This window comes from Streptomyces sp. G-G2 (assembly GCF_030063135.1).
GTDB lineage: Bacteria > Actinomycetota > Actinomycetes > Streptomycetales > Streptomycetaceae > Streptomyces.
Genome location: NZ_JASISO010000063.1, coordinates 16,883 through 36,637 on the forward strand (window position 1 = coordinate 16,883; position 19,755 = coordinate 36,637).

Here is a 19,755-nt window from a genome sequence, read left to right on the forward strand (position 1 = left end):
GCCGACCCGGCGCCCGCAGGTCCCGCCCGGCGCGGCTCCGCCCGACCCGGCGTCTCCCGGGTCCGCCACCCGCCCCGGCCCGCTCAGGGGCCCCGGTGGCGCCCGGGCCCGCCGTACGCCCGCCCCGCTCGGGGCACGCCTGAGCGGTTCCGCCGGGTGGAGGCGGCAGCATGGGGGTCACGCCCCCCGCTCCCGTACCTCTGGACCGCGATGCCTCCCTCGACCGCCGAGCCCGGCCGTCCCGCCCGCCGCAGCCTGGGCCGCGGACCCGGCCGCGCCGCACCCGAACCCGCCGCGGCCCCTGAGGGCCTCCCGGCGGAAGCGGGCTCCCCGGAGCCCCTGGAGGCCCCCGAGGGGCCCAGAGGGCCGCAGGAAGCCCCTCACGAGCCCGGTGGGCCGGGGGGAGCGGGGCCGGCGGACCCCGGGGTTCCGGACGCCGACGGGCGGGCGCGGGTGCCCGACGGGCGGTTCACCCTGCGGCTGGCCAACTTCGAGGGTCCCTTCGACCTGCTCCTCCAGCTGATCTCGCGGCACAAGCTCGACGTCACGGAGGTCTCCCTCTCCCGGGTCACCGACGAGTTCATGGCGCACATCCGTGCGATGGGCCCCGACTGGGACCTCGACCAGACCACCGAGTTCCTCGTCGTCGCCGCCACCCTCCTCGATCTCAAGGCCGCCCGGCTGCTGCCGGTCGCCGAGGTGGAGGACGAGGCCGACCTGGCGCTCCTGGAGGCCCGCGACCTCCTCTTCGCGCGGCTGCTCCAGTACCGCGCGTACAAACGCATCGCCGCGATCTTCGAGGAGCGGGCCGAGAGCGAGGGAAGGCGCCACCCCCGGACCGTCGGGCTGGAACCGCACCACGCCGAACTGCTGCCCGACGTGGTCATCAGCATCGGCCCCGAGGGCTTCGCGCGGATCGCCGTCAACGCCATGCGGCCCCGGGCCAGGCCCGAGGTGTACGTCGACCACATCCACGCCCCGCTGGTCAGCGTCCGCGAGCAGGCGGAGGTCGTCGTACGGATCCTGCGGGCCCGCGGCGAGGCCACCTTCCAGGAGCTGACCGAGGACACCGCCGACACCCTCACGGTGGTGGCGCGGTTCCTGGCGCTGCTGGAGCTGTACCGCGAGAAGGTGGTGGTCCTGGACCAGGAGGAGGCCCTGCGGACGCTCACCGTCCGCTGGAGCGGCGGTGAGGGCGGCGCGGAGGGCGCCGCGGCCGTCAGTGACGAGTTCGACCGGATCGGGGAAGGCACGCGGGATGAGTGACGTGGGAGAACTGGAGCTGGGGCCCGCGCTGGAGGCCGTACTCATGGTCGTCGACGAGCCCGCGACGGAGGCGCACCTGGCCAAGGTGCTGGAGCGGACCCCGCGGGAGGTCGCGGCCGCCCTGCGGGAGCTGGCCGACGAGTACACCCGCCAGAGCCGGGGCTTCGAGCTGCGGCTGATCGCCGGGGGATGGCGCTTCTACACCCGGCCGCAGTACGCGGCGGCCGTGGAGGCCTTCGTGCTGGACGGCCAGCAGGCCCGCCTCACCCAGGCGGCACTGGAGACCCTGGCCGTCGTCGCGTACCGCCAGCCGGTGAGCCGGTCGAGGGTCTCGGCGGTGCGCGGAGTCAACTGTGACGGGGTCATGCGGACCCTCCTGCAGCGCGGTCTGGTGGCCGAGGCGGGGACGGAACCCGAAACAGGTGCGATCCTGTACAGGACGACGAACTACTTTCTGGAGCGGATGGGCCTGCGCGGCCTGGACGAGCTCCCGGAGCTCGCGCCCTTCCTCCCCGAGGCGGACGCGATCGAAGCCGAGACGCTGGAGGGTGTGCCGTCGTTCGATCCGGACGCACCGGACACCGATGAAGACGACAAGACGACGGAACTTTGATGCGAAGCAGCGGCAACGGCAACGGCGGCGGTAACAGGAACAGCGGCGGCGGTGGAGGCGGACGCGGAGGCTCCCGCGGAGGATCCTCCTCCGGCGGCGGCTACCAGGGCGGCGGCTCCCGCGGGGGCTCCTCCGGCGGCGGCGCCCGCGGAGGATCCTCCTCCGGCGGCGGCGCCCGCGGCGGCTCCTCCGGCGGCGGCTACCAGGGCGGCGGCAACTCCCGCGGCGGCTCCTCCTCCGGTGGCGGTTACCAGGGTGGCGGCTCCCGCGGGGGTTCCTCCTCCGGTGGCGGTTACCAGGGCGGTTCCTCCTCCGGCGGTTACCAGGGCGGCGGCAACTCCCGCGGCGGCTCCTCCTCCGGCGGTTACCAGGGTGGCGGCTCCCGCGGGGGTTCCTCCTCCGGTGGCGGTTACCAGGGCGGCGGCTCCCGTGGGGGCTCCTCGGGTGGCGGTTACCAGGGCGGTTCCTCCTCGGGCGGTTACCAGGGCGGTTCCTCCTCGGGCGGTTACCAGGGCGGCTCCGACTCGCGCGACCGTGACCAGGCGCCCGCGCCCCGGATCCGCAACCCCCGCCCCGAGGAGCGCCGCTACGACGTCGGCCCCGAGGGCGAGCGCAACGGCCGCGGCGGTGCCAAGGCGGGCGGCGGCGGTGCCCGCGGCGCGGCCGACGCCAACCGCGGCGGCGGTGCCCGCGGCACCTCGGCCCGCGGTGGCGCCAAGGGCGGCCCCAAGACCTCCAGGACCCCCGGCATCGGCGGCGCGGGCGGCCCGCGCAGCGGCCCCGGCAGCCGCAGCGGCCAGTCCAAGCCGCGCGAGCTGGAGGCGCGGATCGAGGAGCGCGTGCGCGACCGGTACGCCGACAAGCCCGTGATCAAGACCCCGAAGACCTTCCCGGGTGCCGAGGAGGAGGGCGAGCGCCTGCAGAAGGTACTGGCCCGCGCGGGCATGGGTTCGCGCCGCGCCTGCGAGGAGCTGATCCAGCAGTCCCGCGTCGAGGTCAACGGCGAGATCGTGCTGGAGCAGGGCAAGCGCGTCCAGCCGTCGGACGAGATCAAGGTGGACGGCCTGACCGTCGCCACCCAGTCGTACCTGTTCTTCGCGCTGAACAAGCCCGCGGGCGTCGTCTCCACGATGGAGGACCCGGACGGCCGTCAGTGCCTCGGCGACTACGTCAGCAACCGTGAGACGCGTCTCTTCCACGTCGGCCGGCTCGACACCGAGACGGAGGGCATCATCCTCCTCACCAACCACGGTGAGCTGGCCCACCGCCTCACGCACCCGAAGTACGGCGTGAAGAAGACGTACGTCGCCGCCATCACCGGCCCGCTGCCCCGCGAGATCGGCAAGCGCCTCAAGGACGGCATCGAGCTGGAGGACGGCTACGCCCGCGCCGACCACTTCCGCGTCCTCGACCAGCTCGGCAAGAACTACCTGGTCGAGGTGACCCTCCACGAGGGCCGCAAGCACATCGTCCGCCGCATGATGGCGGAGGCGGGCTTCCCGGTGGAGAAGCTCGTCCGGACCGCCTTCGGTCCGATCGAGCTGGGTGACCAGAAGTCCGGCTGGCTGCGCCGCCTGACCAACACCGAGGTTGGCATGCTCATGCGCGAGGTCGGCCTGTAGTCGGTCCCCTCGCTTGGAAAAGCCCGCGACGCCCTCGGCGCCGCGGGCTTTTCGCTTGCCCGACGGGACCCTCCGCCTTTATAGTCAGGGTGACTATAAAGAGAGCGGGGGGTCCGTCATGAGCTGGACCGAGGTACTCGGCTTCGCCACCGGCGCCCTGTGCGTCTGGCTGGTGGCCCGGCAGCACGTCGCCAACTGGCCGATCGGCATCGCCAACAACATCTTCTTCATCGTGCTCTTCGCCCAGGCGGGCCTCTACGCCGACGCCGGGCTCCAGATCGTCTTCATCGCCCTCGCCGCCTACGGCTGGTGGTCCTGGACCCACGGGGGTGGACCAGGAGCCGCCGGGGCCCTGCCGGTGCGCCGCACCACGCGCGCCGAATGGGCCTGGCTGGCCGCGGCGGGGGTGGTGGGGACCCTCGGGCTCACCCTGCTGCTCGACCGGGTCAGCGACTCCACCGTCCCGTTCTGGGACGCGCTCACCACCGCCCTCTCGCTCATGGCCACCTACGGCCAGTGCCGCAAGCTCGTCGAGTCCTGGTGGCTGTGGATCGCGGCCGACCTCGTCTACATCCCGCTGTACGCGTACAAGGGGCTGTACCTGACCTCCGCGCTGTACGTCGGCTTCCTCGCCCTGTGCGTGGCGGGCCTGGTCGGCTGGCGCCGCACCCTGGCCGCGCCCGGCGCCCGTACCGAGACCGCGGGAGCGACGGCATGACGGCGTACGCGCAAGGCGCCGGACGGCGCTACGGGCACGGGCTGGTGCTCGGGAAGTTCTACCCGCCGCACGCGGGGCACCACCACCTCGTACGGACCGCCCAGGCCCGGTGCGAACGGCTGACCGTCCTGGTCTGCGCGGCCTCCGTCGAATCGGTACCGCTCGCCGACCGGGTCGCCTGGATGCGCGAGGCGCACCCCGGGGCGCGGGTGGTGGGCGCGGTGGACGACATCCCCGTGGACCTGTACGACCCGGCCGTCTGGGAGGCCCACATGGCCGTCTTCCGGGGCGCGGTCGGCGAACCGGTCGACGCCGTCTTCACCTCCGAGGAGTACGGCGCCGAACTGGCCCGCCGCTTCGGCGCCGAGGAGGTCCTCGTCGACCCCGCCCGCACCCTCTTCCCGGTGTCCGGGACGGCCGTACGCGCCGACCCCGTCGGCTCCTGGGAGTTCCTCGGCCCGGGCGTCCGGGCGGCCCTCGCCCGCCGGGTCGTCGTGCTCGGCGCCGAGTCCACCGGCACCACCACCCTCTCCCGGGCCCTTGCCGCGCACTACCGGCGCCGGGGCGGGATCTGGGCGGGGACGGGCTGGGTCGCCGAGTACGGGCGCACCTACAGCGAGGAGAAACTGGCGGCCCTGCGCGCCGCGGATCCGGCGGCGGACTGGGCCGACGCGGAGTTCGCCTCCGCGGAGTTCCCGCTGATCGCCCGCCGCCAGGACGCCGACGAGGAAGCGGCGGCCCGGACCGGCTCACCGGTGCTGTTCTGCGACACCGATTCCTTCGCCACCGGGGTCTGGCACGAGCGCTACACGGGCGAGCGCAGTGAAGAGGTCGAGAAGATCGCCGCGGCCGGCCCCCGGCGGGACCTGTACCTGCTCACCGACCACGAGGACGTCCCCTTCGAGGACGACGGCCTGCGCGACGGGCCCCGGCTGCGCCCCTGGATGACCGGCCGGTTCCACGAGGAACTCACGCGCACCGGGAAGCGTTTCCTGGTCGTCGGCGGGGACCGGGAGGAACGGCTGAAGACGGCGGTCGCTGCGGTGGACGAACTCCTCGCGGAGGGCTGGCACTTCGCGGACCCGCTGCCCGAGAACCCGCTGCCCGCGGACCCACTGCCCGCGGACCCGCTGCCCGCGACTCGCCCGCCTGACCACGCGCGCGTCGCGGAGCGCCGGTGAGCGCGCCGAAGCCCGAGGGGTACGACCCGTCCGCCTTCGAGCCCTTCGCCGTCACCGCGGACCTCGCCGTGTTCACCGTAAGGGCCGGCCTGCTGCACGTCCTGCTGATCCGGCGCGGCCAGGAACCCTATGCGGGGCACTGGGCGCTGCCCGGCGGATTCGTACTGCCCCGCGAGTCCGCCGAGAGAGCCGCGCGCCGCGAACTCGCCGAGGAGACCGGGCTGTCCGGGGCGCTGGTCGAGGGCCTGCACCTGGAGCAGCTGCGGACCTACAGCGAACCGGACCGCGACCCGAGGATGCGGGTCGTCTCGGTCGCCTTCGCCGCACTGGTCCCGGACCTGCCCGAACCCGCCGAGGCGGGCGGCGGGGACGCGGACCGCGCGCGCTGGGTGCCGGTGACGGAAGCCGTCCGAACGGCCGGGGCCCTCGCCTTCGACCACGCGCTGATCCTGGCCGACGCCCGCGAACGGGTCGGCGCGAAGCTGGAGTACACCTGCCTGGCCACCGCCTTCTGCCCGCCGGAGTTCACCCTCGGGGAACTCCAGGGCGTCTACGAGACCGTCTGGGACACCACCCTGGACCGCCCCAACTTCCGCCGCAAGGTGCTCGCCACCCCCGGCTTCGTCGACGCGGTACCGGGCGCCGCCCGGCTCACCGGCGGCCGCGGCAAACCGGCCGCGCTCTACCGGGCCGGACCGGCGACCGCCCTCCACCCACCCCTGCTGCGACCCTCGGAAGGACACTCACGATGACCACCACCAGGAAACGGGCGGCCACGGGCGCCATGATGGGCCTGGCCCTCGGGGACGCGCTGGGCTTTCCGACGGAGTTCAACGACGTACCGTCGATCCTCGCCAAGACCGGCCCCTGGCGGGAGATGGAGCTGCCCCGCCCGGCCATCGTCACCGACGACACCCAGATGACGCTGGCCCTGTCCCGCGGGATACGGACGGCCGCCGGGCGCGGCCGCATCGGCCCGCTGCGGCTCGCGGGCCCGGTCCGCGAGGAGTTCGTCGAGTGGTGGCGCTCGCCCGAGAACAACCGCGCCCCGGGCCGCACGTGCATGGTCGCCTGCCAGCTGCTGAAGACCCCCGAGCGGGACTGGCGCGACGCCAGCCAGCTCGGGTCGAAGGGCTGCGGGGCGAACATGCGGGTGGTGCCGGTGGGGCTCGTACCGGACTGGACCGAGGAGGAACGGGCGGGCGCGGCCCAGCTCCAGTCGGCCCTCACCCACGGCCACCCGACCGCCCTGGCGGCCTCCGACCTCACCGCACGGGCCGTGTACCTGCTCGCGCGGGGCGCCGAGGTGACGGGCCTGGTCGGGCAGTTGCGCTCGTACGCCCTGGAGAACCGCACCCGCTACCACGAGCGGTGGCTGGGCGACCTGTGGACGCGGACCCCGTCCGACGCGTCGGCCGAGTCCTTCATCGCGCGGGGCTGGGACGAGTGCCTGGCCGTCCTGGACCGGCTGTCGGCCGCCCTGCGCGAGCCCTCCCCGGAGACGGACCCCTGCCTGACCACCGGGGACGGCTGGATCGCCGAGGAGGCCCTGGCCACCGCCCTGCACTGCTTCCTGCTCTTCCCCGAGGACCCGCTGACCGTCCTGCGCCGGGCCGCCTGCACGGCGGGCGACTCGGACTCCATCGCCTGCCTGGCGGGCGCCTTCGCGGGCGCCCACCTCGGGGCGGACGTCTGGCCGCGTGCGTGGGAGGGTCGGATCGAGTACCGGGAGGAACTCCTGGCGTTCGGCGCCCTCTGGGACGCCTGAGGTCAGCCCGCTGAGGCGCGGCGGGCGCGGATCAGGAAGTCCTCGACGCGGCGGCGGTCCGGCTCCGCCGGGAGCGCGGTGGTGGCCAGGGCCGCCTGCGCCTGCGCCGCCATCCGGGCCATCCGGGCGTCCACCTCCGGCCAGCCGACCTCGCCGCGCTTGACGGCCAGGAGCTCCTTGCGGCGCTCGCCCACGTCGATCGTCAGACGGCCGGTGCGGAGCAGGTCGACGCAGGACCCGAACAGGCGCAGCAGGTGCATCGCGTGCTTCCAGCGCGGGGCGCCGTGGAGGCGGACGTCCGCGTCGAGTTTCGCGCGCTGGGAGATGGCGTAGCGGGTGAAAGTGGCGTGGGCGCGGCGGGACAGGAACGCCCCGCGCAGGGACAGCAGTTCCTCGCCCACCGGGCTCAGCCGCTCCACCAGCGGGGAGTGCAGGCACTCCAGGGCGTTGGGGTTGGCGCGCAGGGCCAGTTCGCAGAACCGCTCCAGCTCCCAGGAGAACTCCTCCTCCCGGGGCCCCTCCACATGGGTGGGCGGCTTCTCGAACCGCCAGAACAGCGGAGCCGGGGCGAGGTAGACACCGCGCCGGTCGGTGTCGCTCGCCCCGGTCGCGAGACCGAACGCCCGCGATCCCATCACGCACGCGTAGACCGTGTGTTCGCGTACCAGCGTCAGGTCGTCCACCGGCGTCAGATCGTCGTCCATCGCCGCAGCGTAGGCGGGTGGCGGCCCGCCGCGCGAAGAGATTTACGGGCGTACGGCCCGGGGCGCGGCCCGGGGCGCGGCCCCCGGTCAAGCGAGGCTGATCTGGCCGTCCGGCGACACCGCGATCTTCTTCTCGGCCAACGGGCGGGTGGCCGGGCCGTGCGCCACGGAGCCGTCCGCGACCTGGAACTTGCTGCCGTGGCACGGGCAGTCGATGGTGCCGTCCGCCACTTTGTCCACGAGGCAGCCCTGGTGCGTGCAGACCGCGGTGAAGCACCGGTAGGACCCGGCCGTGGGCTGGGTGACCACGAGCTTCTCGGCCTTGAGGACGGTGCCGCCGCCCACCGGCACGGCCGAGGCCTTCACCAGGGCCTTGCCGGCGGCCCCGCCGTCGGAGGCGCCCGGCGACGCGGGGGTGCCGGAGGCCGGGGCGCTGGGGGTCGCGGCCGCGTCGGAGCCGCCTGCGGCCTTGTCGTTCCCGCCTCCGCACGCGGTGAGCGCGGCGCCCCCCAGGGCCGCCGCTCCTGCCGCCAGTACCGTGCGCCGGGCGGTGCGCGTGGGCTCGCTCATGACTTCTCCTTGCTGGGTCACCAGTGGGGCGAGCAGCATCCTGGCGTGTCACGGGCTCCGTGAGAAGCCCGCCGCGCCACCCGCTCCGGCCGGTGGTCCGGTCAGTGGCCGGGAGTCCGCGGAACCAGTTCCGCCGGGCGCCCCGGTGTGCGTACGACCTCCCACACGCGCACCACCGCGTCCCGGTTCAACGGGCCGTGCACGTGCGGGTAGCGCCCGCCGGACGCCCCCTCCCGGCGGACCGGTGCGGTCAGGGCGATCTCGTCGAGTTCCAGGGCGAGCAGCGGCCCGGCCGCGCCCGCGTAGTGCGCGTCGGCGATGGCCAGGGCGGTGGCCGTGTCCCCCGAGCAGTGCACGAACCCCTCCGACGCGAGCGAGGGCGGGGCGTACGGGCGGTCCGGGGCGGCCGACCAGTCGGCGAGCGCGACGATGTGGAAGATCATGCCGTTCGTTCTACCGCAGCCCGGCCCGGCGGGTCCCTCCGTACGGCGTCCAGGAGCGCCCCCCGGCGGTCGCTCCCGGTGGCGGGGCCGCCCGGTCTGGGTGACATTGTCCGTGTCCCGAAGCCGGGTGCGCCGTGTGCCGTGCGGCCCGGTCCCTCTTCGAAAGGCTTGACCATGGCGGGTAACGACCTCGGCTCACTCCTGGGCGGTCTCCTCGGCGGAGGCGGCAGCGGCGGCCAGGGAGGCGGCGGCCAGGGCGGCGGCGCGGGCAACATCCTCGGCGCCCTGCTCGGCGCGCTCGGCGGCGGTGGCGGCGCCCAGGCGGCGGGCGGCGGGAACAACCCGCTCGGCGGGCTGATGGAGATGCTGACCAAGTCCGGCCTGGCCGACCACGCCAAGTCCTGGGTCGGCACCGGCGACAACCAGGCGGTCAGCGGCGCGCAGATCGCCCAGGCCCTGCCGGACGACGCTCTTCAGAAGGCCGCCGCGCAGGCGGGCGTCAGCCCGGAGGAAGCCGCCGACCAGATCGCCCGGGCGCTTCCGACGGCCGTGGACAAGCTGAGCCCCGGCGGCCGGCTGCCCACCGGTTCGCTGGAGGACATCATCAAGCAGCAGAACCTCTGAGACCGGAGCGGGCCGGGGCAGACCGGTGACCGGGGCCCGGCGGACCGTCCCACGGGACGGACCGCCGGGCCCCGGCCCTGCGCGGGCTGACTACCCTGAACCCAGAGATCGCGGCGCCCGCCCCCGCGCGCGCGCCCACGGACCCGAGGAGCCCCCAGTGAGAACCGCCGTCGTCATCGGAACCGGACTGATCGGCACCTCCGCGGCCCTCGCCCTGACCGCCAGCGGCGTCCACGTCCACCTCATCGACCACGACCCGGCGCAGGCCCGCACGGCCGCCGCCTTCGGGGCCGGTACGGACGAGCCCGCCGAGGGCCGGGTCGACCTCGTGATCGTCGCCGTACCGCCCGCGCACGTGGCCGTGACCCTGGCCGACGCGATCCGGCGGGGCCTGGGCCGCGCCTACGTGGACGTGGCCAGCGTCAAGGGCGGTCCCCGGCGCGAGCTGGAAGCGCTGGACGTGGACCTGCGGACGTACATCGGCACCCACCCGATGGCGGGCAAGGAGCGCTCCGGACCGCTCGCCGGCAGCGCCGACCTGTTCGAGGGGCGGCCCTGGGTGCTGACCCCCACCCGGGAGACCGAGCACGAGGTGCTCAACCTCGCGCTGGAGCTGGTCGCCCTGTGCCGGGCCGTCCCCGTGGTCATGGACGCCGACGCCCACGACCGCGCGGTGGCCCTGGTCTCGCACACCCCGCAGCTCGTGTCCAGCATGGTCGCCGCCCGGCTGGAGGAGGCCGACGAGACGGCCGTGCGGCTGTGCGGGCAGGGCATCCGGGACGTCACCCGGATCGCCGCCTCCGACCCCGGGATGTGGGTGGAGATCCTCTCCGCCAACCCGGGTCCGGTCGCCGACGTGCTCAGCGGGATCGCCGCCGACCTCGCCGAGACCGTGGAGGCCCTGCGCGGGCTCCAGTCGGCGGACGAGCAGAAGCGGCGCGGCGGCTCGGACGCCATCGAGGACGTGCTGCGGCGCGGGAACGCCGGACGGGTCCGGGTCCCGGGCAAGCACGGCTCCGCGCCCACCGTGTACGAGTCGGTGTCCGTACTGATCAGCGACCAGCCGGGCGAGCTGGCCAGGATCTTCGCCGACGCGGGCCGGGCCGGGGTCAACATCGAGGACGTACGGATCGAGCACGCCACCGGTCAGCAGGCGGGTCTGGTCCAGCTCAGCGTGGAGCCGCGGGCGGTCGCCGCCATCACGGCCGAGCTGCGCGAGCGGGGCTGGGCCCTGCGCCAGTAGGCCGTCCCTCCCGCTTCCCGCCCCGCCCCGGACCGACCGGCGTCCGGGGCTCCGGCGAGTCGGTAACCTTAAGGAGGGGCGTTTTCGCGCGCCCGGACCCGTACGCGCTACCAGGAAGGTGCTCGCCCCGTGGAAACCGCCGCTCAGTCCGCCGTGATCGTCGCCATCGACGGTCCCTCCGGCACGGGCAAGTCCAGCACCTCCAAGGCCGTCGCCGCCGCGCTGGGGCTGCGCTACCTGGACACCGGAGCCCAGTACCGGGCCATCACCTGGTGGATGATCACCAACGGCATCGACCTCGACGACCCGCAGGCCATCGCGCTCGCGGCGGGCAAGCCCGCCATCGTCTCCGGCACGGACCCCAGCGCGCCCACCATCAGCGTGGACGGCCTGGACGCCGCCGGACCGATCCGCACCCAGGAGGTCACCTCCAAGGTCAGCGCGGTCAGCGCGGTCCCCGAGGTGCGCACCCTGATCACCGACCTCCAGCGCGCCATCGCCGCGGAGGCGGCCGAGGCGGCCACCGGGATCGTCGTCGAGGGCCGGGACATCGGCACCACCGTCCTGCCCGACGCCGACCTCAAGGTCTTCCTGACCGCTTCGGCCGAGGCGCGCGCCGCCCGCCGCAGCGGCGAGCTGAGGGGCGCGCAGGCCGTGGACCTCGCGGCCACCAAGGCGGCTCTGATCAAGCGCGACGCGGCCGACTCCGGCCGCAAGACCTCCCCGCTGGCCAAGGCCGACGACGCCGTCGAGGTCGACACCACGCAACTCACCCTCGGCCAGGTCATCGACCGGGTGGTCGCCCTCGTCGCCCTGGCGGCGGAGAAGCGGGCGGCGGCCGGTGAGTAGAACCCCCTCCCTCAAGGGTGCGGCGGTCGGCCGGCGGATCGGGATCGGGCTCATGTACGGGCTGTGGAAGCCCCGGGTGTTCGGCGCGTGGAAGGTACCGGCTTCCGGGCCCCTCATCCTGGCCGTCAACCACTCCCACAACGTCGACGGGCCCATGGTCATGGGCACCGCCCCGCGCCCCGTGCACTTCCTGGTCAAGAAGGAAGCCTTCATCGGCCCGCTCGGCCCCTTCCTGGAAGGGATCGGGCAGGTCAAGGTGGACCGCACCGGCGCCGACCGGGGCGCCATCACCCGCGCCCTGGGCGTACTCGGTGACGGCGGAGTCCTCGGGATCTTCCCCGAAGGCACCCGCGGCGAGGGCGATTTCGCCTCCCTGCGCGCCGGGCTCGCCTACTTCGCGGTCCGCGGCGGCGCCCGCATAGTGCCCGTCGCCGTATTGGGCAGTACCGAGCGGCGTGGCAGGCTGGTCAAGGGACTGCCGCCCTTCAAGGGGCGCGTCGACATCGTCTACGGCGATGCCTTCGACGCCGGGGACGGCAGTGGCCGCCGGACCCGCACGGCACTCGACGAGGCCACCGTACGCATCCAGGACCGGCTGACCCGCCACCTGGCCGACGCCAAGCGCCTTACCGGCCGCTAGGCGAGACTTGAACTCAGTAGTGGATCCGCACGCTGCGGGTGCCACCGATCACCACGAACGACGAGGAACGGACTTCATGAACGACCAGCACGACCACGGAGCACTCGGAGATGCCGAGTACGCGGAGTTCATGGAGCTCGCCGCGGAAGAAGGCTTCGACGTCGAGGACGTCGAAGGCGCCCTCGAAGAGGCGAACGCGGGCCCGCTGCCCGTCCTCGCCGTCGTCGGCCGCCCGAACGTCGGCAAGTCGACCCTGGTGAACCGCATCATCGGCCGCCGCGAAGCGGTCGTCGAGGACAAGCCGGGCGTCACCCGCGACCGCGTCTCCTACGACGCCGAATGGGCCGGCCGCCGGTTCAAGGTCATGGACACCGGCGGCTGGGAGCAGGACGTCCTCGGCATCGACGCGTCCGTCGCCGCCCAGGCCGAGTACGCGATCGAGACCGCCGACGCGGTCGTCTTCGTCGTGGACGCCAAGGTCGGCGCCACCGACACCGACGAGGCCGTCGTCAGGCTGCTGCGCAAGGCGGGCAAGCCCGTCGTGCTGTGCGCCAACAAGGTGGACGGCCAGAGCGGCGAGGCCGACGCGTCCTCGCTGTGGTCGCTGGGCCTCGGCATGCCGCACCCGGTCTCCTCCCTGCACGGCCGCGGTACGGGCGACATGCTCGACGCGGTCCTGGAGGCGCTGCCCGAGGCCCCGCCGCAGACCTTCGGCGCCGCGGCCCCCGGCGGCCCGCGCCGGATCGCGCTCATCGGCCGCCCGAACGTCGGCAAGTCCTCGCTCCTGAACAAGGTCGCGAAGGAGGACCGCGTCGTCGTCAACGAGATGGCCGGCACCACCCGCGACCCGGTCGACGAGCTGATCGTGCTCGGCGGCATCACCTGGAAGTTCGTGGACACCGCGGGCATCCGCAAGAAGGTCCACCTCCAGCAGGGCGCCGACTACTACGCCTCCCTGCGCACGGCCGCCGCCGTCGAGAAGGCGGAGGTCGCGGTCATCCTGATCGACACGACCGAGAACATCAGCGTCCAGGACCAGCGCATCATCACCATGGCCGTCGAGGCCGGGCGCGCCATCGTCATCGCCTACAACAAGTGGGACGAGCTGGACGAGGAGCGCCGCTACTACCTCGAGCGCGAGATCGAGACCGAGATGCAGCAGGTGGCCTGGGCCCCGCGCGTCAACGTCTCCGCCCTCACCGGCCGCCACATGGACAAGCTGGTCCCGGCGATCGAGGCCGCCCTCGCGGGCTGGGAGACGCGCGTCCCGACGGGCCGTCTGAACGCGTTCCTCGGCGAGATCGTCGCCTCGCACCCGCACCCGGTGCGCGGCGGCAAGCAGCCCCGCATCCTGTTCGGTACCCAGGCGGGCACCAAGCCGCCGCGGTTCGTGCTCTTCGCCTCCGGCTTCCTGGAGCACGGCTACCGGCGCTTCATCGAGCGTCGGCTGCGCGAGGAGTTCGGCTTCGAGGGCACCCCGATCCACATCTCGGTGCGGGTGCGCGAGAAGCGCGGCTTCAACAAGAGCAAGGGCTGACCGTGCCCCGAGTGTCCGCCGGGGGTCAGTAACCCCGGCGCGGAGCGGGCGGCAGGGCCGCCGGGATGTGCTGCATCCCGGTCTGGTGCTGCCGCCCGTTGGCGTATCCGGGGGTGCCGCCCGCGGCCGCGTAGTGCTGGGTGCCCTGGGCGGCGTAGGAGGGCTGGGGGACGTACGCGGGCTGCCAGGGGTCGGCCTGCCAGGCGGAGCAGCCCCAGCCGCTCTGGCCGGTGGCGTACGGGCTCTGGTAGCCGGAGGTGGTGGCCAGCGCGCTGCCGTACCCGGCCGGTGCGATCCCGAACGCCGTGAACCCGAGGTCCTCCTCGCCGCTGCGGTCGCCCGGCAGGGCCCGGAAGGAGCGCAGGTACTCGGAGTACAGGGCGTCGAAGATCGGGGTGGGCGAGACGGCCTGCGGTGCGGCGTGCGCGGGGGTGTGCGCGGGGGCGTGCGCCCCCTCCCGCGTCCACGCTGGGCGCATGGGGGGAATGGGGCTCGGATACGACGGGACGCGGGAGGGATCGTATGAATGCACGTATCTGCCAACGAAACCGGCGCTCTGCGGATGCGGGGCGCCGGGGAGAAATCGCAGATCGCCGGGGGTGTGCGGGACGGACCGCGCACCCCCGGCGCACGCCGCCGCGCGGCCCCGCTCCGGAGCGGATCCGGGGCCGGGACCGGACGGTGGCGGTCCGGTGGGGGTGCGGCGCGGCTCAGGTGCCCGCGAGCGGCATGGAGGCCGCCACGAGCTTGCCGCCCGCCGCGGCCTTGTCGAGCGCGTCGCGCAGCAGGTCCTCGCGGGGCTGCTGGCCGATGGAGCCGACCGGGGCGGCGTAGACGAGTACGCGCTGGGTCTTGTTGACGGCGGCCCGCCAGCCGTCGGTGACCGAAAGGGCCTTGTGGGCCTGCCACCAGGAGGTCGGCGCGGCGCCGTCGACACCGGGCTGCAGTACGGCGTGCAGCAGGCCCGCCGCGAGCAGCACGGACCAGCCCGACAGCTGCGAGGGCAGCGTGGAGGTGTCGGTCACCGGGATGAAGCCCTGCTCGATGAGTAGCGGCAGGAAGTCGTCGCCGGGCCCGTCGGTGCCGGGGCGGGCGATCGGGGCGGTCGGCTCGACGACCAGGGCGGGGTGCAGTTCGCCGCCGATCAGGACCAGGCCGCTGGTGATGCCGAGGACGGCCTGGCCGCCGGGTACGGCCCGGGGGACGTCGGGGTCCGCGAACGCGTCGACCTGTGCGGGGGCCTCGGCCGGGTCGTTGCCGGTGATGCTGCGCACGGCGCCCTGGAGCTGGGCCTCCGAGACGTTGACCACCTGGGAGGGGATGCAGAGGGCGTGGGCGAAGGCGAGCACGGCCGTCTCCTCGCCGACGAACAGCACCGTGCTGGTCTGTTCGCGCTCCGAGTTCCCCGGCGTGCGGCACGAAGTGCAGTCGTAACTGCTCGGGGCCTGGTCACCGGCGAGCAGTCGGTTGGCTTCTTCGTCGCCGATCTCGGCGCGTACGTCATCACTGACCTCGAGCATGCGCGGCACGGAGTGACTCCTCGGACTACGACGGACCGGTGGGCCGTTCCGTCTCGGCGTGCGGGACCGGGCGGTTCCCGGCTCGCCGGGATCAACGGGGGAGCGGTGGTCGGGGTCACGCCGGATGAGGGAACGGAATCGAACCTGCCCCCCGGACGAGTGAATGGACTGACCGCCGCTTCCCATTGGTGCCAACCCTTTTCTCTTTGTGGTCAGTTGGCGGCGTGGAATGCGCGCTCCGACGGGGTGGGGCGGCTCGGCCTTCCGGGTGGCGGGCGAGAAGGTGCCGCGTGGCAGGGCGGGCGGTGGAGCGGGGCCGCGTAGCGTGACGCGATGCCCACACTCCGGATCCGGGCGGCCGTGCTGGTTTCCGCCGCCGCGTTGGTGTTCGTACCGTCGGTGGCTCGCGCGCAGGCTCCGCCGCCGCCCGCGCCCGGGCCCGGCGGGGTGACGGCCGTCGGAGCGCCGGGGGTGGTCGGGACCGGGTACGGGGACTGCGGGCCGGGGGGACAGTGGCCCTGGGACTGCGTCGCCGACTGCGAGAGCAGCGGGCGCTGGAACGTCAACTCGGGCAACGGCTTCTACGGCGGGCTGCAGTTCTGGCAGCCGACCTGGGAGGAGCACGGGGGCCTCGGCTACGCGCCGCGCGCGGACCTGGCGCGCCGGGACCAGCAGATCCGGGTGGCGGAGGACCTGCTGGGGACGCAGGGGTGGGAGGCGTGGCCGGTCTGCTCGAAGCGGTACGGGCTGGCCGGGCGGATGCATGTGGTGCGGGTCGGGGACTCGCTGGACTCGATCGCGCGCAGGCATCGGGTGCGGGGTGGGTGGCGGGCGCTGTACGAGGCGAACCGGGGGGTGATCGGGGGGCGGCCGGAGGCGATCGTGGTGGGCACCCTGCTGACCCTCCCTCCGGCGGATCCGCCGCCGCTCCCGGCCCCGCCCGTCCGGTGACTCCGTCCCCGACACCGACCACCCCGGCGCCGCCGAGCCGCTGACCCCGGGCCCGGCCCGGCCCCGCCGCGCCTCAATCGCCGGCGGGGCTCCCTGTGCCTCCGGCGGCGCCTCAAACACCGGCGGGGCTGGAACCGGTAGTGCTCTGCCTCCGGCGGGGCTGGGACGTGCAGGGGTCGGCTCCGCATGAGGCCGCCCCAGCCTCGCCGGCGTTTGAGGCGCCGCCGGAGGCGAGGCGGCGGGGTGGCTGGACACGGTCCCGGGCCGTCGGCGATTGAGGTGTCGGAGGAAAGCTGAGAGGGCATCGGGCAATGCGGCGGGTGGAATTACCGGGGGGCGGGCGGGAATTGGAATGCCGCTTCGGACCGGGCGGGTCGCGGGGCCGAAAACAATTGCCCGGCGGAACTCGGCGGCCGGAACGACTGTCGGCAATCCGTGACACAAGCGTGACCCGGATTGGACGAACATGGGGGCGTGCCGCTGACGCACGACTGCCGCGGTCCGGACGGCGATCCGGCACGCGGCAGTCGGTGGGAGCAAGGCTGGGGCGGGATGGCTGTGCGTACCGGCCCCGCCCCGACGGGGCGTCAGCCGCCGGTCACCGGGCGGGCCGAAGGGTTGCGCCCGGCCCGGTCGCGGTCGGTGTGCGCGGGGCGGCGGCTGCCCGCGGGGGTGACCGGAGTCCGCTCCGAGCGGATGACGTGCGGCCGGGCGGCCGCGTGCGGGGCCGCGGTACGTGCGGCCGCGACATGGCCGGCGGCCGCCCCCGCGGGCACCGGGGCGGGCTCCTCGGCCGCGGGCAGGGCGGCACCGGCCGCCCGCTGGGCGAACACCTTGGCCTGCGCGGACAGCGGGGCGACGGACACGGGAACGGCGCCGCGGCCGCCCTGGCGGCGCAGGCTCCAGGCCACTCGCTGCTCCAGGATGAAGGCCTCGGCCCGGGCGATGAACGGCTCGAACCAGGGCAGTGCCAGCAGCACCAGCACACCGGCCGCCCAGCCGAGCAGCACGTCGCTGACCCAGTGCGTACCGAGGTAGACGGTGGTGGCGCCGACGCTCAGCGCGACGACCGCGGAGACCAGTGACAGCACTCGCCGGGTGACCACGGTCGAGGCCAGGTAGGCCAGGATCCCCCAGGTCACGACGGCATTGGCGGTGTGGCCGGAAGGAAATATATCCCCGCCGCCGAACATCTCGGCGGAGCCGATCTGGGTCGCGTAGTGCGGACCGAGGCGGCCGAGGCCGAGCTTCACGGAGCCGACGGTCACATTGAGCGCGAGCAGGGCCACGCCGAGGGTGATCAGCGGGCGCAGGGTGTGCTGGCGCCAGCAGCGCCAGCCCAGCCACGCCATGACCATCATCGAGGTCGGGCCGCGCTGGCCCAGGACCACGAGGTAGTCGAGGAAGGCGTGCAGCTGCGGCCACTGCTCGTAGGGCCGGAAGAACATGAGCTGCCAGTCGAGCCGCACGATCCACGAGGTGGTCAGCACCGCGTAGACGATCGACAGGTAGAACACGAGCGTCGCCCCGAAGAGCACGACACGGTGCCGGCTCATCTGCGGCACTTGCAGATGAGCCGGTCGTTCCGGTTCCCGGTCGAGGCGGGCGAAGACCCGCTCCAGACGGGTGAAAATTTGGTCAGTACGCACCCAATCGACGTTACCGCCCGCCGATGGGCCGCCCGGTCGATTCCCGGGCTTTGTGATGACCATGTGATGTGGAGTTGGTCTCGTTGGGGGCTTTATTCCCCGCAATCCGGCAATGGTTCGAGGCTATGGCGACCGCCCTTGATCCACAGCTCCTGAATAAGGTGACATATTTATCCGGATTTTATGGGCCCACGCTCAATTGTTTTGCACAAAGATGGTTCGGAATTCCCCATTCCGTTGCAGCTGGGCGACTAGGGCACACCCGCGACGCACCCGCTACGGCGGCCCCGAACCGTTCAGCCACCAGGCCCCGTAGGCCGCCGACACCAGCGCCAGAGCACCCAGAACCGCCACCGCCCGCCCCGTCCGCCACCGGGCCAGGGCCGCCGCCACCGGAAGCAGCAGCGGGAAGGCGGGCAGCAGCAACCGCGGCTTCGAACCGAAGTACCCGGAGGCACACAGTGCCAGCGCCACCACGATCCCGCCGTAGACCAGCAGCGCCACGGGCTGGCGCTGTTCCACGCACGCCCGGCACAGCCACAGCACCAGCAGGACCCCCGCGATCAGGCCCAGACCGGCGGGGAACGCGGCGGAACCCAGCCGGGACCCGATGAACCGGGCGAAGGCCCAGCCCCCGTCGAACCCGTTGCCCCAGCCGCCCTGCACGTCCAGGTACCCGAACAGCCCGCGCCCGGTGCGGGCGCCGACCCACAGCACGTACGCCGCCGCCCCCAGCGGGGCCGCCACCACCCCGGCCGCCATCCGCCAGGAGCGCTCCCCGCGCCGCCGGGCCAGTGCGGCCGCCACCCACACCGCCGCGACCACCGCCGCCCCGACCGGCCGGGTCAGCCCCGCCAGCGCGGCCAGCGCGCCCGCCCACAGCCAGTGCCCGCGCAGGACCCCGTACAGGGCCCAGGCGGCCAGCGCCGTGAAGAGCGCCTCGCTGTACGCCATGGACTGCACGATCCCGACCGGCAGCGCGGCCCAGAGCGCCGCGGCCAGCACCCCCGCCCGGTGCCCGTACAACAGGTCGGCCACGGCGAAGATGCCCCAGGCCGCGGCCAGCGACGCCGTCCACGCCACCACCAGGCCCGCGTCCCCGTACGCCAGCCCGGTCGGCGCCGCCACCGCACGCTCCAGCCACGGCAGCAGCGGGAAGAACGCCAGATTGGAGTGGACGTCGCCATTGGCCAGCACCACCTGGTACCCGTACCCCCCGCCCGCGACCCGGGCGTACCAGAGGGAGTCCCAGCGGGCCGACAACAGGGTGTGCGGACTACTGCCCGCCGCCAGCCCCCACACCGCGAGCGCGGCGAGCCCCAGTGCGCGGACCGCCGCGAAGACGGCGAGCGCGGGCGCGGCGCGGCGAAGGGCCGGGCCGCCCGGGAGACGGAGGGGAGGCCGGTTCCGGTCGGGCGGCGACGTGGCGGACAGGGGCGGAGCGTGCTCGTTCACAGGGTCGATTATCCGGGCGCGCGGGCCGGACCACGGCCGTGACCAGGCAGCTACCGGGCCCCCGAGCGGTGGCGCACGGCCCGGCGGGAGCAAGGCCGGACCGTGATCGGGGTGAGAGGTTGACCACGTGAGCGATGGCCCGAACTCGCGTACGCTGTCCGTTCACTCGCGCGCCGATGCCGGACCCCGTGGGACGCCGCCGATCCGCGGCCGTCGGACGCTGGTCCGCTGGTCCGCCGGTGCGGAGGGTCCACCTGGGAGGTAGATGCATGTCGGGGACGAACACCCTCCGGCAGCGGCTCGGCGCGCTCGCGGGCGGCGCCGACCGCTGGGCCGTGCTGGCCGTCCTCTGCGTCAGCCTGCTCCTCGTCGCGCTCGACGCGACGATCCTGCACGTCGCCG

The 19,755-nt window shown here is 74.0% G+C and carries 20 protein-coding genes; 13 read left to right on the forward strand and 7 right to left on the reverse strand.

All coding sequences use genetic code 11. The features are described from left to right. Positions 1–210 precede the first annotated feature (210 nt). The 7 genes from QMF80_RS33960 (at position 211) to QMF80_RS33990 (ending at position 7,168) form a co-directional block, all read left to right on the forward strand. Positions 211–1,266, forward strand: coding sequence for a segregation and condensation protein A (locus QMF80_RS33960; RefSeq protein WP_283460571.1), 1,056 nt, complete (start codon positions 211–213; stop codon positions 1,264–1,266). Further along, entirely contained in the window at positions 1,259–1,879 is a 621-nt protein-coding gene (gene scpB / locus QMF80_RS33965) for an SMC-Scp complex subunit ScpB (protein ID WP_283460573.1), read from the forward strand. Before QMF80_RS33960 ends, scpB begins: the two co-directional genes overlap by 8 nt. Beyond that, positions 1,879–3,501, forward strand: coding sequence for a pseudouridine synthase (locus tag QMF80_RS33970; protein ID WP_283460575.1), 1,623 nt, complete (start codon positions 1,879–1,881; stop codon positions 3,499–3,501). The genes scpB and QMF80_RS33970 overlap by 1 nt, the downstream gene beginning before the upstream one ends. Positions 3,502–3,619: 118 nt before the next feature. After that, positions 3,620–4,219 carry a nicotinamide riboside transporter PnuC gene (gene pnuC, locus QMF80_RS33975; RefSeq protein WP_283460577.1) on the forward strand — a complete coding sequence of 200 codons (600 nt, stop codon included), beginning with the start codon at positions 3,620–3,622 and terminating at the stop codon, positions 4,217–4,219. Then, entirely contained in the window at positions 4,216–5,400 is a 1,185-nt protein-coding gene (locus QMF80_RS33980; RefSeq protein WP_283460578.1) for an AAA family ATPase, read from the forward strand. Before pnuC ends, QMF80_RS33980 begins: the two co-directional genes overlap by 4 nt. Beyond that, complete coding sequence (locus QMF80_RS33985) at positions 5,397–6,152, forward strand: NUDIX hydrolase (RefSeq protein ID WP_283460580.1); 756 nt, start codon at positions 5,397–5,399, stop codon at positions 6,150–6,152. The genes QMF80_RS33980 and QMF80_RS33985 overlap by 4 nt, the downstream gene beginning before the upstream one ends. Next, positions 6,149–7,168, forward strand: coding sequence for an ADP-ribosylglycohydrolase family protein (locus tag QMF80_RS33990; RefSeq protein ID WP_283460582.1), 1,020 nt, complete (start codon positions 6,149–6,151; stop codon positions 7,166–7,168). The genes QMF80_RS33985 and QMF80_RS33990 overlap by 4 nt, the downstream gene beginning before the upstream one ends. Before the next feature lie 2 nt (positions 7,169–7,170). On the opposite strand, the gene QMF80_RS33995 is transcribed toward QMF80_RS33990, so the two are convergent. From QMF80_RS33995 to QMF80_RS34005, 3 genes are all read right to left on the reverse strand, one after another. Continuing rightward, a complete protein-coding gene (locus QMF80_RS33995; RefSeq protein WP_283460585.1) occupies positions 7,171–7,872 on the reverse strand; it encodes a nucleotidyltransferase domain-containing protein in 702 nt (233 codons plus the stop codon). Between the two features lie 87 nt (positions 7,873–7,959). Beyond that, complete coding sequence (locus QMF80_RS34000; RefSeq protein ID WP_283460587.1) at positions 7,960–8,442, reverse strand: Rieske (2Fe-2S) protein; 483 nt, start codon at positions 8,440–8,442, stop codon at positions 7,960–7,962. A 101-nt stretch (positions 8,443–8,543) separates the two neighbouring features. Continuing rightward, on the reverse strand, positions 8,544–8,885 hold the full coding sequence (locus QMF80_RS34005; protein WP_283460589.1) for a DUF952 domain-containing protein: 342 nt from the start codon (positions 8,883–8,885) through the stop codon (positions 8,544–8,546). Positions 8,886–9,026: 141 nt separating this feature from the next. Between QMF80_RS34005 and QMF80_RS34010 the strand changes: the two genes are divergently transcribed. From QMF80_RS34010 to der, 5 genes are all read left to right on the forward strand, one after another. Further along, positions 9,027–9,509 carry a YidB family protein gene (locus QMF80_RS34010; protein ID WP_502962977.1) on the forward strand — a complete coding sequence of 161 codons (483 nt, stop codon included), beginning with the start codon at positions 9,027–9,029 and terminating at the stop codon, positions 9,507–9,509. Between the two features lie 157 nt (positions 9,510–9,666). Continuing rightward, on the forward strand, positions 9,667–10,752 hold the full coding sequence (locus QMF80_RS34015; protein ID WP_283460593.1) for a prephenate dehydrogenase: 1,086 nt from the start codon (positions 9,667–9,669) through the stop codon (positions 10,750–10,752). Positions 10,753–10,881: 129 nt separating this feature from the next. Next, a complete protein-coding gene (cmk, locus tag QMF80_RS34020) occupies positions 10,882–11,601 on the forward strand; it encodes a (d)CMP kinase (protein WP_283460596.1) in 720 nt (239 codons plus the stop codon). Positions 11,602–11,653: 52 nt separating this feature from the next. Further along, positions 11,654–12,241 (forward strand): lysophospholipid acyltransferase family protein, encoded by a 588-nt coding sequence (locus QMF80_RS34025; RefSeq protein WP_283460609.1) that lies wholly within the window; start codon positions 11,654–11,656, stop codon positions 12,239–12,241. 76 nt (positions 12,242–12,317) lie between these two features. Beyond that, a complete protein-coding gene (gene der, locus QMF80_RS34030) occupies positions 12,318–13,778 on the forward strand; it encodes a ribosome biogenesis GTPase Der (RefSeq protein WP_283460598.1) in 1,461 nt (486 codons plus the stop codon). Between the two features lie 25 nt (positions 13,779–13,803). Here der and QMF80_RS34035 read toward each other — a convergent pair whose 3' ends face one another. Beyond that, the gene (locus tag QMF80_RS34035) at positions 13,804–14,310 is read right to left on the reverse strand and encodes a hypothetical protein (RefSeq protein ID WP_283460600.1); all 507 of its coding nucleotides are present in this window, start codon (positions 14,308–14,310) and stop codon (positions 13,804–13,806) included. Positions 14,311–14,488: 178 nt separating this feature from the next. Continuing rightward, the gene (locus tag QMF80_RS34040) at positions 14,489–15,307 is read right to left on the reverse strand and encodes a DUF8842 C-terminal domain-containing protein (protein ID WP_283460601.1); all 819 of its coding nucleotides are present in this window, start codon (positions 15,305–15,307) and stop codon (positions 14,489–14,491) included. A gap of 324 nt (positions 15,308–15,631) precedes the next feature. Between QMF80_RS34040 and QMF80_RS34045 the strand changes: the two genes are divergently transcribed. After that, complete coding sequence (locus tag QMF80_RS34045) at positions 15,632–16,249, forward strand: LysM peptidoglycan-binding domain-containing protein (protein ID WP_283460603.1); 618 nt, start codon at positions 15,632–15,634, stop codon at positions 16,247–16,249. Between the two features lie 587 nt (positions 16,250–16,836). On the opposite strand, the gene QMF80_RS34050 is transcribed toward QMF80_RS34045, so the two are convergent. Beyond that, positions 16,837–17,898 (reverse strand): phosphatase PAP2 family protein, encoded by a 1,062-nt coding sequence (locus QMF80_RS34050; protein ID WP_283460605.1) that lies wholly within the window; start codon positions 17,896–17,898, stop codon positions 16,837–16,839. Positions 17,899–18,174: 276 nt separating this feature from the next. Next, the gene (locus QMF80_RS34055) at positions 18,175–19,332 is read right to left on the reverse strand and encodes a putative hexosyltransferase (RefSeq protein ID WP_283460610.1); all 1,158 of its coding nucleotides are present in this window, start codon (positions 19,330–19,332) and stop codon (positions 18,175–18,177) included. Positions 19,333–19,755 lie beyond the last annotated feature (423 nt).